This is a genomic window from Streptomyces sp. NPDC001407, assembly GCF_042895325.1.
Classification (GTDB): Bacteria; Actinomycetota; Actinomycetes; order Streptomycetales; family Streptomycetaceae; genus Streptomyces.
Genome location: NZ_JBIAWF010000011.1, coordinates 195,501 through 209,862 on the forward strand (window position 1 = coordinate 195,501; position 14,362 = coordinate 209,862).

A 14,362-nucleotide genomic window follows, 5' to 3' on the forward strand; every position below is an offset into this window, starting at 1 on the left:
AAAAGGGGGCGATCTTCTCCATGCGCCGGCCGGATCTCCGTGAACTGCTCACCGCACTGCGCCGCTTGCGACCTCGCAGGCGGCTGGTGACGCGCCTGGCCCTCGTCCTGGCCCTGGTGCTCCTCGTGCCGCTCGTCCTGGCGGGCGGCGCGCTGCGGGCCGCCTACGCCGGGGCGCCCGCGGACGACGCGGTCACCCGCGGCCGCGACGCCCTCTGGCTGGGGCACGCGTGGGTCGACGGCCGCAAGAGCGACGCGGACCTCGCCGCGCTGGGGCGCAGGATCGCGGGTACGGGCCTGCGCGACCTCTATGTGCACGCCGGCCCGCTGGAGCACGACGGCACGCTGCCCGCCTCGGCCTACCCCCGGGCGCGTTGGCTGGCCGACTCCGTGCACCGCGCGCTGCCCGGGGTGCGCGTGCAGGCGTGGCTCGGCGACAAGGTCGTGCGCGCCGGGGAGGGGAGCGACGGGCTGCGGCTGGACTCGGCGCCCGCCCGCGACGCCGTGGTCGAGAGCGCCCGGCAGGTCCTGCGGGCCGGGTTCGACGGCGTCCACCTGGACGTCGAGCCCGTGCGCTCCGGCGACACCGCCTTCCTCGCCCTGCTCGACGCCCTGCACGCGGCGGTCGGCCAGGCGGACGGAGTGCTCTCGGTCGCGGCCCAGCAGATCGACCCGCTGCCCTCGATGCACAGCGCCGCCCGCCTGGCGGGCAGCCCCAAGTGGTGGACCCAGAAATATTTCGGGCAGGTCGCGCGCCGCACCGACCAGATCGCGGTCATGTCCTACGACACCGCCCTGCCGGTCGAGAGCCTCTACGGCGGCTATGTGGCCCGGCAGACGGCGCTCGCCCTCCAGGCCACCCCCACGGGGACCGACCTGCTGATGGGCCTGCCCTTCTTCCACACCGACGAGATGGGCCACCACGGCCACGCGGAGACGGCCGCGGCCGCCGTGCGCGGCGCCCGGCTCGGCCTGACCCGCGAGGGCAAGGGCCGCGAGCGGTTCGGCCTGGCGCTCTACGTCGACTTCGCGGCCACCGAGAGCGACTGGCGTGCATACCGGCGTGACTGGGGTACGAGGGGGTGAGGAAGTGCCCGTACAGGGACTGCGAACAGGGGGCGCGGAAGTCGTAGTCTTAGGGGTCGCACGACAGGGAACGCGCTGCGGGGGGCCGCTCCGGACGACACGGCACGATCCCGCACGACGCCGCGCGATCCCGAACAACCCCGAACAACACTGCACGGAACTGCAACCGGTGGTACGGACCCGTCCGCCCCGGTCGGAAGGAGGCGCTGGGTGATCGAGCTTGAGGGGGTTCCCGAGCTGATCGACCCGGTCATGATCTGTGCCTTCGAGGGCTGGAACGACGCCGGTGACGCCGCCTCCAGCGCGGTCGCGCACCTGGACCGGGAGTGGAAGGGCGAGGTCTTCGGCGCGCTCGACGCCGAGGACTACTACGACTTCCAGGTCAACCGGCCCACGATCTGGCTGGACGGGGGAGTCCGCAAGGTCACCTGGCCGACCACCCGGCTGTCCGTGGTGCGCACCGGTGGCGACGGCAAGCCCTCGCGCGACCTCGTCCTGGTGCGGGGCATCGAGCCGAGCATGCGCTGGCGCTCGTTCTGCAACGAGATCCTGGGCTTCGCCCACGAGCTGGGCGTGGAGCTCGTCGTGGTGCTGGGCTCGCTGCTCGGCGACACCCCGCACACCCGGCCCGTGCCGGTCAGCGGGGTCACCTCCGACCCGGACCTGGCCCGCACCATGGATCTGGAGGAGTCCCGCTACGAGGGCCCGACCGGCATCGTCGGCATTCTCCAGGAAGCCTGCGCGCACGCGGGCGTCCCGGCGGTGAGCCTGTGGGCGGCCGTGCCGCACTACGTCTCCCAGCCGCCGAACCCGAAGGCCACCCTGGCGCTCCTGAACCGCCTGGAGGACCTGATCGACCTGCGGATCCCGCTGGGCGAGCTGCCGGAGGACGCCCGCGCCTGGCAGCTGGGCGTGGACCAGCTGGCGGCCGAGGACAGCGAGGTCGCGGAGTACGTCCAGTCGCTGGAGGAGGCGCGGGACACGGCTGACCTCCCGGAGGCCTCGGGCGAGGCGATCGCGCGTGAGTTCGAGCGCTATCTGCGCCGCCGCGACGGTCAGCCGGGCGGCCTCGCGGCCGAGCCCGGCCTCACGGACGGCTCCTTCCTCCGCGACACCTCCAGCGGCCGTACGCGCCCGCCGCGGCCCCCGGCCAAGGACAGCGACGGGGGCCCTGCCCCGGCACCGGAAGAGGAGTCGGAGGGCCCCGAGAACGAGAGCTGAGGCGCCGTTGCCGGGGCGGCCCGTAATCGGGCGGGCCCGGATATCGAAGCGACGCGGAAGGCGGACCGCCGTACACTTGTCGGTCCGGTGAAGGCCGGTCCGGTCGCGCCCCCGAGGGGCGCGGCGGGGCCGGCCTTCTCGTCCCCTCAGGAGGTGTGCCCGGATGACCAGCAGCATCCCCGCAGTCGAGCCCCGGCCGACCACCGGGTCGGCCCTGCAGGCCGTCCTGCTCGACATGGACGGCACCCTGGTCGACACCGAGGGCTTCTGGTGGGACGTCGAGGTCGCCGTCTTCGCCGAGCTCGGCCACCAGCTCCTGGAGGACTACCGCGCGGTCGTCGTCGGCGGCCCCATGGCGCGCAGCGCCTCCTTCCTCATCCAGGCCACCGGCGCGAAGATCGCCCTGGCCGAGCTGACCGCCCTGCTCAACTCGCGCTTCTCCGAGATGATCGGGCGCGGGGTGCCGCTGATGCCGGGCGCCCGCAGACTGCTCGCCGAGCTGGCCGCCCACTCCGTGCCGACCGCGCTGGTCTCCGCCTCGCACCGGCAGATCATCGACCGGGTGCTGCACACGCTGGGCGCGGAGAACTTCACGCTGACCCTCGCCGGGGACGAGATGGAGCGGACGAAGCCGCACCCCGACCCGTATCTGCTGGCGGCCGCCCGGCTCGGCGCCGACCCCGCGCGGTGCGCCGTCGTCGAGGACACCATGACGGGCGTGACCGCGGCGGAGGCGGCCGGCTGCCGGGTGGTGGCGGTGCCGTCGGTGGCCCCGATCCCGTCGGCCGCCGGCCGCACGGTCGTGGGTTCCCTGGAGGAAGTCGATCTCCGTTTTCTCCACGGGCTGATGACGGGCTGATGACCGGAAAGCACTGACGCGTGCACTGAGCGTGTCCCGGAATGCCCGCTGAACCCGAGCCCGCACCGGCGTGATTGTTTTCCGTGACGAATGTGGTGGTCGAATTGCCCTGGGCGCCGCCGAGTTCACCGGAGTGAGTTTCGTCACCGGGTCAAGAGCCGTTGTGTGGGGTGTCGATCACTCTCCTGTGACCGGGGCGGGGTTGAAGCGCACCGTTGTGTCCCGATTGATGATCAGGTGCGCGAATCGTTCCGGCGTCCGGATATCGGTGAACTGCCGGTCGTTATCCCGGCGTGATATCGCATCAAGTTCCCCGCGTTCCGGTTACCTCGGCACCGCGCACTAATCTCTTCGCGAGAACTTCACGGCTGCCCATGGGCCGACGCAACCGCCGTCGGTATCGTCCCGGGAACCGATCGCATCACAGGGAGAACCCCGCACAATGAACCGCAAGACGTTGGTGCTGCCGACCGTGGCAGCCCTGCTGGCCCCCGTGCTCGTCGCCTGTGGCGGGAGCTCCGGAGCCGGAAAGGGCAACGGCGCCATCGTCATCGGCACGACCGACCGTTTCGAGGAGACGACGGACGCCCCGGCGCCCTTCGACCCGGCCGCCGCGTACGACATCAGCGCGTGGAACGTCCTGCACAGCACCTTCCAGACCCTGCTGCGCCTGCCCCGCTCCGGCGCCAACCCGGTCGGTGACGCCGCCGAGAAATGCTCCTTCGGGGACCGCAAGAACGAGCAGTTCCGCTGCACACTGCGCAGCGGGCTGAAGTTCTCCAACGGGCACGCGCTCACCTCCGAGGACGTCAAGTTCTCCATCGAGCGCGCCCGCACCATCAACTTCGAGAACGGCCCGGTGTCGCTGCTCAGCAACATCGACAAGGTCGAGACGCCGAGCGAGCTGGAGGTCGTCTTCTCGCTGAAGACGCCCGACGCGACCTTCCCGCAGAAGCTCGCCACCCCGGCCGCCGCCATCGTCGACAGCGAGACCTACGCCAAGAACCAGCTCAACACCGGTTTCAAGGTGGTCGGCTCCGGCCCGTACACCCTGAAGACGGACGAGAAGGACGGCCGGGTCGTCAAGGCCGTCTTCACCAAGAACTCCAGTTACCAGGGTTCGGTGGAGCTGCAGAACGACAAGTACGAGATGCGGTTCTACGACGACTCGAAGTCGATGGAGAAGGCGCTCAAGGGCGGCGACATCGACATCATGAACCGCACCCTGTCGCCCGAGCAGCTCAGCCGGCTCGGCGGCGCCACGACCAAGGGCGTCAAGCTGCTGGAGGCGCCGGGCCAGGAGATCAGCTTCCTCGCCTTCAACACCGAGGACCCCACGGTCAAGAACAAGGCCGTACGCCAGGCCATGGCCCAGCTGATCGACCGCCAGGCGCTCTCCCGCGACGACTACGCGCGGACCAACGACCCGCTCTACTCCGTCGTCCCCAGCGGCATCACCAGCCACCAGAACTCCTTCTCCAACAAGTACGGGGACCCGAGCGTCGACAAGGCCCGCTCGATCCTGCGCTCCGCGAACATCAGCACCCCCGTGCCGCTGACCCTCACCTACTCCGAGGACCACTACGGCGAGGCGACCGGCAAGGCGTTCAGGACGCTGCAGAAGCAGCTCAACGACAGCCAGCTGTTCAACGCCAAGATCGAGGGCGTGAAGTGGGCGGACTTCCGCCCGGAGGCCGCGAAGGGCAAGTACGCCGTCTACGGCATGGGCTGGTTCCCCGACTTCCCGGACCCGGACAACTTCGTCGCGCCGTTCTTCGGCAAGGACAACTTCCTCCGCTCCCCCTACCAGAACACCAAGATCACCAACCAGCTGATCCCCGACTCCCGCGAGACCCCGCAGCGCGAGTCCGCGGCCAAGTTCTTCCAGCAGGCCCAGGACATCGTCGCCGACGACGTGCCGGTGCTGCCGCTGTGGCAGGGGAAGCAGTACGTGGCGGCCCGGGACAACGTCACCGGTGCCGAGTGGGCGCTCAACTCCGCCTCCGAGATGCAGCCGTGGGAGCTGGGCCGCGGCGTGTGAGGCAACAGGCTCGTCAGACCGGTTCTGCCGAAGATCTCTTCAGACGATCAAGGAAACTGTGAGGAACGTGCACGTGAGGAAACGTGACCAGTGGCTTGCCGCCCCGCTCGGCGCGGGGCTCGCCGCCGCCCTGCTCACCGGGTGCGGTTCGGAAGACGGCAAGGCGGGCGGCACCGGTGAGTCGGTGGTCATGGGGATGTCCGACGAAGTCGTGACCACCGACCCCGCATCCGGTTACGACCCGGGTACCTGGCTGCTGTTCAACAACGTCTACCAGTCGCTGCTGAGCTTCCCCAAGGGGAGCACCACTCCCCAGCCGGAAGCCGCCGACAGCTGCAAGTTCCAGGACGACACGAGCAAGACCTTCCAGTGCAAGCTGAAGGACGGTCTGAAGTTCAGCAACGGCCACGACCTCACCTCCGAGGACGTCGCCTTCTCCTTCCGCCGGACGCTGAAGATCCATGACAAGAAGGGCCCGGCGGACTCGCTGCTGTCCTCGATCCAGGACATCAAGACCCCGGACAAGTCCACGGTCGTCTTCCACCTGAACCGGTCCGACGCCACCTTCCCGCAGAAGATCGCCTCCGGTGCCGGCTCCATCGTCGACCACCAGGAATACCCCGCGGACCGGCTGCGCACCGACGGCAAGGCGGTCGGCTCCGGGGTCTACAAGCTGGACTCCTTCGACAAGAAGCAGGCCGTCTTCTCGGTCAACTCCTCGTACAAGGGCTCGGTCGGCGCGGTGCAGAACCGCGGCGTCACGATGAAGTTCTTCCACGGCGACCAGGCGGAGCTGAAGTCCGCGGTCCAGAAGGGCGGCGTCGACATCGCCTACCGCGGTCTGGCCATGAAGGACCTGGCCGACCTGGACGCCACCGACGGCGGCAAGGCGAAGCTCAAGGTCGTCGAGGGCACCAGTGCCGAGGTCCAGCACCTGGTCTTCAACACCAAGGACCCGGTGGTCGGCAAGCCGGCCGTCCGCAAGGCCATCGCCTATCTCGTCGACCGCAGCGCGCTCGTGCGCGACGTCTACAAGCGCACGGCCGAGCCGCTGTACTCGATCGTCCCCGCCGGCATCGCCAGTCACAAGACGCCGTTCTTCGACCTCTACGGCGACCGGCCGCAGCCCGACAAGGCCGCCGCCGCGCTCAGCGCCGGCGACATCAAGGGCAAGGTCAAGCTGACCCTCTGGGCCACCCCGATCCGCTACGGCCCGGGCACCGTGCCCGAGCTCGAGGAGATCGCCAAGCAGCTCAACAAGAGCAACCTCTTCGACGTGGACGTCAAGAGCGTCCCGCAGGAGGAGTACGACCAGGGCATCGAGGCCGGGAAGTACGGCGTCTACGTCAAGGGCTGGATCCCCGACTACCCGGACCCCGACAACTTCACCGCGCCGTTCTTCGGTGAGAACAACGTCCTCTCGAACAACTACGACTCCAAGGACATCAACAACCGCATCCTGGCCACCGCGGCCGAGGGCACCCGGACCGCGACCGTCGGCGACTTCGCCAAGGTCCAGACCACCGTCGCCCAGGACCTGCCGATCCTGCCGCTGTGGCAGGGCAAGCAGTACGCGGTGGCGAGCGACCGGATCTCCGGTCTCCAGTGGACGCTGGACGCCTCCACGGTCTTCCGCTTCTGGGAGATAGCCAAGGCGGCGAAGGAATAAGCCGACCCCGTTCCCGCGCCCCGTCAGGGGCGCGGGGCGGAGCCCCGGCGAAAGGGTTACTGCGCGCCCGGGCGCACCAGCCCGCTCTCGTAGGCGTAGACCGCCGCCTGCACGCGGTCCCGCAGCCCGAGCTTCGTGAGCACGTGCCCGACGTGCGTCTTGACCGTGGTCTCGCTGACGAACAGATCCGCCGCGATCTCCGCGTTCGACAGCCCGCGCGCCACCAGCTTCAGCACCTCGACCTCACGGTCGGTCAGCGTGTGCAGGGTGTCGGGCAGCGGCTCCTCGCCCGAGGGGAGGTGGCCCGCGTACTTGTCGAGCAGCCGCCGGGTGATGCTCGGCGCGAGCATCGCCTCGCCGCCCGCCACCACCCGGATCGCCTGCACCAGCTCATTGGCGGGCGCGTCCTTCAGCAGGAAGCCGCTGGCCCCCGCCCGCAGCGCCTCCACCACATACTCGTCCAGGTCGAAGGTCGTCAGCACCAGCACCTTCGCCGGGCCGTTCCGCTCCGGGCCGGTGATCTGCCGGGTCGCCTCGACACCGTCCATCCGCGGCATCCGGATGTCCATCAGCACCACATCGGGCTGCAGCGCCCGCACCTGGTCGAGCGCCTGAAGACCGTCCCCGGCCTCGCCGACGACCGCGAGGTCCGCCTCCGCCTCGAGGATCATCCGGAAGCCGGTGCGCAGCAGCGGCTGGTCGTCGACCAGCAGGACGCGGATCGCCACGTGAACTCCTTCGTTAGACCGCGTCCATTCTGCCCTGAGCGGCCGCGACGGGGGCCACCCGCCCGGCGTGCTGCGCCACGACCGGCAGCGGATACGGCGGGGGAGTGCCGCCGAACTCGGGACAGACGGCCTGGTGATCGCACCAGCCGCACAGCTTGGTGGGCCGGGGCCGCCAGTCGCCGGTGTCCGTCGCCAGCTCGATGGCCTCCCACAGGGCACGCAGCTTGCGCTCCACCGCCAGCAGCTCGGCCTCGGCCGGGTCGTACGTCAGGACGTCACCGCTGCCCAGATAGACCAGCTGGAGCCGGCGCGGCACCAGGCCGCGCAGCCGCCACAGCACCAGGGCGTAGAACTTCATCTGGAACAGCGCGCCGTCGCGGTACTGCGGGGCGGGGGCCTTGCCCGTCTTGTAGTCCACGATCCGCACGTCGCCGGTGGGCGCCACGTCGACCCGGTCGATGAAGCCGCGCAGCGTCAGCCCCCCGCCTGCGGAACCCGCGCCGTCGATCACCGTCTCCACATAGAGCTCGCGGTCCGCGGGCTCCAGCCGCGTCGGGTCCTCCAGCGTGAACCAGCGCTCCACCAGCCGCTCCGCGTCCGCCAGCCACGTCGCCAGGCGGTCGCCGTCGTGCGTGCCGTCCTCCCGCAGGAACAGCTCGGCCAGCTCCGGGCGGGCCGCGAGCAGCTTCTCCCACTCGCCCGGCACCAGGCCCTTCGCCCGCGGCGCGGTGCGCTCGGCGGCGGGCGCGTCGAAGAGCCGCTCCAGCACGGAGTGCACCACCGTGCCGCGCGTCGCCGCGGCGCTCGGCTTCTCGGGCAGTTTGTCGATCACGCGGAAGCGGTAGAGCAGCGGACACTGCATGAAGTCACCGGCGCGCGACGGCGACAGCGCGGCCGGACGCACGGCGCCCGACGGCCGCTCCGCGGCACTCTCCGGCGCCTGCCCGGCCTGCCCGTCGCCGCTGCCGGCGGTTTCCTCGGTGGCGATACCCATGACAGGAACCCTACGGCCCGTGACTGACAGTCGGCCGCATACCATCGACTCAGAAGCTCTCGCACTGCATGATCGTGAGAACGCACCGCGGGTGCGGGGGCCGCATCCGACGAGGGGACACCGTGGACAACAGCGGGCAGGACCGGCCCGGCAGCGGGGGCGCCGGGACCGAGGGCGAGCCCGGGGACCGCGTTCCCAAGCGCCCTCGCGAGAGCGGCGGTGGCATCCTCATGGGCCGCCCGTTCGGGGTGCCCGTCTATGTCGCCCCCAGCTGGTTCCTCGTCGCCGCCCTCATCACCTGGGTCTTCGGCGGACAGCTCGACCGCGTCCTGCCCGAGCTCGGCCGCGTCCGCTATCTCGTCTCGCTCTTCTTCGCCGTCGCCTTCTACGCCTCCGTGCTGGTGCACGAACTGGCGCACACGGTCGCGGCCCTGCGCTTCAAGCTCCCCGTGCGCCGGATCCAGCTCCAGTTCTTCGGCGGCGTCTCCGAGATCGAGAAGGAGACCGAGACCCCGGGCCGCGAATTCGTCCTCGCCTTCGTCGGACCGCTGCTCTCCCTGGTCCTGGCCGGGCTGTTCTACCTCGGCATGCTGGCCGTCGAGCCGGGCACCGTGCCCGGCGTCCTGCTGGCCGGCCTGATGATCTCCAACCTCCTGGTGGCGATCTTCAATCTGCTGCCCGGCCTCCCCCTCGACGGCGGGCGCATGCTCCGCGCCGTCGTCTGGAAGATCAGCGGCAAGCCCATGACCGGCACCGTCGCCGCCGCGTGGATCGGCCGCGCGCTCGCCGTCGCCGTCCTCGTCGGCCTCCCGCTGCTCACCCAGGCCGGCCTCGGTGACGGGGCGCCCAGCTTCGGCGGCGTCGACTCCCTCACCGACGCCCTGCTCGCCGCGATCCTCGCCGCCATCATCTGGACCGGCGCCGGCAACAGCCTGCGCATGGCCCGCCTCCGCGAGCGCCTCCCCGGCCTGCGGGCCCGCACCCTCACCCGCCGCGCCGTCCCCGTCGAGGCGGCCACCCCGCTCTCCGAGGCCCTGCGCCGCGCGGGCGAGGCGGGCGCCCGTGCCCTCGTCGTCGTCGACGGCCAGGGCACGCCCACCGCCCTGGTCCGCGAGGCGGCCATCGTCTCCGTGCCCGAGCACCGCCGCCCCTGGGTGGCCGTCAGCACCCTCGCCCAGGACCTCAAGGCCGGCATGCGCGTCTCCGCCGAGCTCGCGGGCGAGGACCTCCTCGACATCCTGCGCGCCACCCCCGCCACCGAATACCTGGTGATCGAGGAGACCGGCGAGGTCTACGGCGTCCTCGCGACCTCCGACGTCGAACGCGCCTTCGTCGCCGCGATGTCCCGTACGCCCTCCTGACCACCCCGCGGGCGGGCTCCGTGTCCGTACCCCCGCCCGATCACGGGTAGGCTGGTCACATGTCCGAACCGACCGGTGCCGCCCGCCGTCGCGGCCCCTTCCAGGTCGGGGACCAGGTCCAGCTCACCGACCCCAAGGGACGCCACTACACCTTCACGCTCGAAGCCGGGAAGCAGTTCCACACCCACAAGGGTGCCTTCCCGCACGACGAGCTGATCGGTGCTCCCGAGGGCAGTGTTGTCCGTACCACGGGAAACGTCGCCTACCTCGCGCTGCGCCCCCTGCTCCCCGACTATGTCCTGTCCATGCCGCGCGGAGCCGCCGTGGTCTACCCCAAGGACGCGGGGCAGATCCTGGCCATGGCCGACATCTTCCCCGGCGCCCGCGTCGTGGAAGCCGGCGTCGGCTCCGGCTCCCTGAGCAGCTTCCTGCTGCGCGCCATCGGCGACCAGGGCATGCTGCACTCCTACGAGCGCCGTGCCGACTTCGCCGAGATCGCCACGCAGAACGTCGAGCGCTACTTCGGCGGCCCGCACCCCGCGTGGCAGCTGACCGTCGGCGACCTCCAGGACAATCTGTCCGACACGGACGTCGACCGCGTCATCCTCGACATGCTCGCCCCCTGGGAGTGCCTCGAGGCCGTGCGCAAGGCGCTCGTCCCCGGCGGCATCCTGTGCTGCTACGTGGCCACCACCACCCAGCTCGCACGGACCGTCGAGTCCATCCGCGAGATCGGCTGCTTCGCCGAGCCGTCGGCCTGGGAGACCATGGTCCGCACCTGGCACGTGGAGGGTCTGGCCGTGCGCCCCGACCACCGCATGATCGGGCACACCGGCTTCCTGCTCACCGCCCGCCGCCTCGCGGACGGCGTCGAGCCGCCGCTGCGGCGTCGCCGCCCGGCGAAGGGCGCGTACGGCGAGGACTACGCAGGGCCGGGCAGCCAGAGCGGCTCCGCCGAGAGCTGACCCCACCTCGATCAATCACCGCGGCGCCGCCGCCGGGTACCGCACCACGCGGAACTCGGCGGCGGCGCCCGTGTGTTGGGGCCCCGCGAGCGCGGCGACGGGCCCGTACCCCCTGTTCCCCGGCGCCGGGCGATATGGCACGATGCGGATCATCCCCCGCAGCCCAGCTCACAGGAGTCAGCGCGCGTGCAGCCACCGGCAGGGCACACCCCGTCCACGGCCTTCGAACCACTCCCGCACCACCGGGCGCGCCCCGTGCACTGGGTGATCACCGCGGCCGCGCTGGCCGCCGTGGTCGTCTGCGCCTCGCTCGTGGGTCCGCGCGACGAGACCGCCGCCGCCTCCGCGCCCCGCGCCGCCGCACCGGACGCCCGCGCCGCGCACTTCCCGCTCGACTGCGGAGGCCGGGCGGTCGACGTCGTACGCCAGGCCACCGCCGACCTCGACGGCGACGGGCGGCCCGAGACCACCGCCGTGGTGCGCTGCGCCTCCGGCGGCGGCACTCCGGCCAGCGGGGTCTACGTCCTCGCGCCGCCGTCCGAGGAGGGCCGGCCGCCGCGGATCCTGGCGACCTTGGTCGACCCCGCGGAGAAGATGAGCGTCACGGGATTCCGCGTGACAGGGGAGACTGTTTCGGCCACTCTGCTCGGCTACTCCTCCGCGAGAGTGCCGCGTTGCTGTCCCGACATGAGCCGGAATGTCGAATGGCGGTGGCGGGACGGCAAGTTCGCGCTCACCGCCCTGCCGGTAGCGGGGAGTGTGTGATCCGTCACTCCGCGTCGGGGCCGTAGACCTCGACCTTGTCGGAGACGCGGCGGACGTGGATGCAGTCGCCCGGGCAGTCCTTCGCCGAATCCCGCACGTCGGTCAGCAGCGGCAGCGGCACCAGTGTCGTGGCGCCCGGGTCCTGCAACAGCTCGTCATCGGCGCTCTTCACATACGCCAGGCCGTCGATGTCCAGCTCGAAGACATCGGGGGCGTACTGCGCGCAGATGCCGTCACCCGTGCAGAGATCCTGGTCGATCCAGACCTCCAGCGCCTCCGCGCCGGCGGCCTCCGCCGTGGCGGCCAGGGGCTCCTCGGCCGCGGTGGCTTCGGCGACCCCGGTGCTGCCGGGAGCGCCGGCACGGTCTTCGTTCTGCACGGTCATCTCGCCCTGCCGTTTCCTGCGTACGTGAATCAATTGGAGCCAGCCCTGACGGGTGTTGACCGACTCGACGATACAACCGCCCGCTTTCCGATGTTGATGGGTGGGTATTCCCCTGCTGTGGGGACGTGCGCAAGGGTGAAGATCGGACACACTCCGACCGGGTTTGTGATCTAGGGGTTTCAACCAGCACCTGCCCAGGTAGGGTCAGGAAGCGTCCAGCTCCCCTTGGAGGAGGTGAGGACCGTGGCAGCCCACGACGACGACATGAACCGCGGCATCCGGCCGGGACGAGGGTCTGACGACCTCGCGAGCCAGGTTGCCTATTTCGAGCAGGAGATCGCCGTCCTGCGGCGCAAGCTCGCCGACTCTCCGCGTCACACGAGGATTCTCGAAGAGCGGATCGTCGAGCTCCAGACGAACCTGGCCGGGGTGTCCGCTCAGAACGAGCGGCTCGCCAATACCCTCCGCGAGGCCCGCGACCAGATCGTCGCGCTCAAGGAGGAAGTCGACCGGCTCGCGCAGCCGCCGGCCGGCTTCGGGGTCTTCCTGCAGGCGAACGAGGACGGCACGGCGGACATCTTCACCGGAGGCCGCAAGCTCCGGGTCAATGTCAGCCCCACCCTCGAGCTCGACGACCTCCGGCGAGGCCAGGAGGTCATGCTCAACGAAGCGCTCAACGTGGTCGAGGCCATGGAGTTCGAGCGGGCCGGTGACATCGTCACCCTCAAGGAGATCCTCGAGGACGGCGAGCGGGCCCTGGTCATCGGGCACACCGACGAGGAGCGGGTGGTGAGGCTCGCCGAGCCGCTGCTGGACATCACCATCCGCCCCGGCGACGCCCTGCTGCTCGAACCCCGATCCGGCTACGTCTACGAGGTCATCCCGAAGAGCGAGGTCGAGGAGCTCGTCCTCGAAGAGGTCCCGGACATCGACTACACGAAGATCGGCGGACTGGGCAACCAGATCGAGCTGATCCGCGACGCGGTCGAGCTCCCCTACCTCTACCCCGACCTCTTCAAGGAGCACGAACTGCGGCCGCCCAAGGGTGTGCTGCTGTACGGCCCGCCCGGCTGCGGCAAGACGCTCATCGCCAAGGCCGTCGCCAACTCCCTTGCCAAGAAGGTCGCGGAGGTCACCGGCCAGCCCGCGGGGAAGAGCTTCTTCCTCAACATCAAGGGCCCCGAGCTGCTCAACAAGTACGTCGGCGAGACCGAGCGGCACATCCGGCTGATCTTCCAGCGGGCCAGGGAGAAGGCGAGCGAGGGCACGCCCGTCATCGTCTTCTTCGACGAGATGGACTCCCTCTTCCGCACCCGCGGCTCCGGGGTCAGCTCGGACGTGGAGAACACCATCGTCCCGCAGCTGCTCTCCGAGATCGACGGCGTGGAGGGCCTGGAGAACGTCATCGTCATCGGCGCCTCCAACCGCGAGGACATGATCGACCCCGCGATCCTGCGCCCCGGCCGGCTCGATGTGAAGATCAAGATCGAGCGTCCGGACGCGGAGGCCGCCAAGGACATCTTCTCGAAGTACCTCACCGCCACCCTGCCCATCCACACGGACGACCTCGCCGAGCACGGCGGCGACGCCAAGGCGGCCGTGGCCGGGATGATCCAGTCGGTGGTCGAGCAGATGTACGCGGAATCCGAGGAGAACCGCTTCCTGGAGGTCACCTACGCCAATGGTGACAAGGAGGTCCTCTACTTCAAGGACTTCAACTCCGGCGCGATGATCCAGAACATTGTGGACCGGGCCAAGAAAATGGCGATCAAGGCATTCCTGGACCACAACCAGAAGGGCCTGCGCGTCTCCCACCTGCTCGCCGCCTGCGTGGACGAGTTCAAGGAGAACGAGGACCTGCCCAACACCACCAACCCGGACGACTGGGCCCGCATCTCCGGAAAGAAGGGCGAGCGGATCGTCTTCATCCGCACCCTCGTCACCGGAAAGCAGGGCGCCGACACCGGTCGCTCCATCGACACAGTGGCCAACACCGGTCAGTATCTGTAAAACCGTCGTCCGGCTGCGGATGTCCTACCCCCCGCTTTTGGCGGGGGGACACCCAGGGCGTCCGTGGCCGGACGCGTTTTCCGCCGCCTTTTCGGCGGCCCCCGGGTCCCCGCGAGATTTTCCGCCAGGTTGCACCAGGAATCCGCCACGACGGCGCCGATCGACCGGGTACGGCACGAACCGGAGCAATGACTGTAATGATCTCCCCACCGCCGCAAAGCCGTTCTAGGCTCTTCGGTACCACCGCTCAGCGCGTGGGGGAGCACACGGACCGGAAGC

12 protein-coding genes are annotated in these 14,362 nt (G+C 70.2%); 9 read left to right on the forward strand and 3 right to left on the reverse strand.

The window, feature by feature from the left end:
• Positions 1-20: 20 nt before the first annotated feature.
• From ACFY1P_RS17680 to ACFY1P_RS17700, 5 genes are all read left to right on the forward strand, one after another.
• Positions 21-1,085: a glycosyl hydrolase family 18 protein gene (locus ACFY1P_RS17680; protein WP_361532722.1), complete on the forward strand. Its 1,065-nt coding sequence runs from the start codon at positions 21-23 to the stop codon at positions 1,083-1,085.
• A gap of 210 nt (positions 1,086-1,295) precedes the next feature.
• Complete coding sequence (locus ACFY1P_RS17685; protein WP_390751072.1) at positions 1,296-2,306, forward strand: PAC2 family protein; 1,011 nt, start codon at positions 1,296-1,298, stop codon at positions 2,304-2,306.
• 163 nt (positions 2,307-2,469) lie between these two features.
• Positions 2,470-3,165: an HAD family phosphatase gene (locus tag ACFY1P_RS17690; RefSeq protein WP_361532704.1), complete on the forward strand. Its 696-nt coding sequence runs from the start codon at positions 2,470-2,472 to the stop codon at positions 3,163-3,165.
• A gap of 442 nt (positions 3,166-3,607) precedes the next feature.
• Entirely contained in the window at positions 3,608-5,206 is a 1,599-nt protein-coding gene (locus ACFY1P_RS17695) for an ABC transporter substrate-binding protein (protein ID WP_361532706.1), read from the forward strand.
• Between the two features lie 73 nt (positions 5,207-5,279).
• The gene (locus tag ACFY1P_RS17700) at positions 5,280-6,875 is read left to right on the forward strand and encodes an ABC transporter substrate-binding protein (RefSeq protein ID WP_361532709.1); all 1,596 of its coding nucleotides are present in this window, start codon (positions 5,280-5,282) and stop codon (positions 6,873-6,875) included.
• A gap of 56 nt (positions 6,876-6,931) precedes the next feature.
• On the opposite strand, the gene ACFY1P_RS17705 is transcribed toward ACFY1P_RS17700, so the two are convergent.
• A complete protein-coding gene (locus ACFY1P_RS17705; protein WP_301888638.1) occupies positions 6,932-7,603 on the reverse strand; it encodes a response regulator transcription factor in 672 nt (223 codons plus the stop codon).
• Between the two features lie 13 nt (positions 7,604-7,616).
• On the reverse strand, positions 7,617-8,597 hold the full coding sequence (locus ACFY1P_RS17710) for a RecB family exonuclease (protein WP_390751073.1): 981 nt from the start codon (positions 8,595-8,597) through the stop codon (positions 7,617-7,619).
• 122 nt (positions 8,598-8,719) lie between these two features.
• Here ACFY1P_RS17710 and ACFY1P_RS17715 point away from each other — a divergent pair, with 122 nt between their 5' ends.
• From ACFY1P_RS17715 to ACFY1P_RS17725, 3 genes are all read left to right on the forward strand, one after another.
• Positions 8,720-9,958, forward strand: coding sequence for a site-2 protease family protein (locus ACFY1P_RS17715; protein WP_390751074.1), 1,239 nt, complete (start codon positions 8,720-8,722; stop codon positions 9,956-9,958).
• 59 nt (positions 9,959-10,017) lie between these two features.
• Positions 10,018-10,923 carry a tRNA (adenine-N1)-methyltransferase gene (locus ACFY1P_RS17720; protein ID WP_366003105.1) on the forward strand — a complete coding sequence of 302 codons (906 nt, stop codon included), beginning with the start codon at positions 10,018-10,020 and terminating at the stop codon, positions 10,921-10,923.
• Positions 10,924-11,109: 186 nt separating this feature from the next.
• Entirely contained in the window at positions 11,110-11,688 is a 579-nt protein-coding gene (locus ACFY1P_RS17725) for a hypothetical protein (RefSeq protein ID WP_361534363.1), read from the forward strand.
• A 4-nt stretch (positions 11,689-11,692) separates the two neighbouring features.
• Here the strand turns inward: ACFY1P_RS17725 and ACFY1P_RS17730 are convergent, their stop codons facing one another.
• On the reverse strand, positions 11,693-11,995 hold the full coding sequence (locus ACFY1P_RS17730) for a ferredoxin (RefSeq protein ID WP_361534376.1): 303 nt from the start codon (positions 11,993-11,995) through the stop codon (positions 11,693-11,695).
• A 321-nt stretch (positions 11,996-12,316) separates the two neighbouring features.
• Between ACFY1P_RS17730 and arc the strand changes: the two genes are divergently transcribed.
• A complete protein-coding gene (gene arc, locus ACFY1P_RS17735; RefSeq protein ID WP_361534366.1) occupies positions 12,317-14,083 on the forward strand; it encodes a proteasome ATPase in 1,767 nt (588 codons plus the stop codon).
• Positions 14,084-14,362: the final 279 nt, after the last annotated feature.

Bases quoted from the DNA above. Each gene is read 5' to 3' on its own strand.
- ACFY1P_RS17680 (WP_361532722.1), top strand. From the start codon at position 21: ATGCGCCGGCCGGATCTCCGTGAACTGCTCACCGCACTGCGCCGCTTG.
- ACFY1P_RS17690 (WP_361532704.1), top strand. From the start codon at position 2,470: ATGACCAGCAGCATCCCCGCAGTCGAGCCCCGGCCGACCACCGGGTCG.
- ACFY1P_RS17695 (WP_361532706.1), top strand. From the start codon at position 3,608: ATGAACCGCAAGACGTTGGTGCTGCCGACCGTGGCAGCCCTGCTGGCC.
- ACFY1P_RS17710 (WP_390751073.1), bottom strand. From the start codon at position 8,597: ATGGGTATCGCCACCGAGGAAACCGCCGGCAGCGGCGACGGGCAGGCC.
- ACFY1P_RS17720 (WP_366003105.1), top strand. From the start codon at position 10,018: ATGTCCGAACCGACCGGTGCCGCCCGCCGTCGCGGCCCCTTCCAGGTC.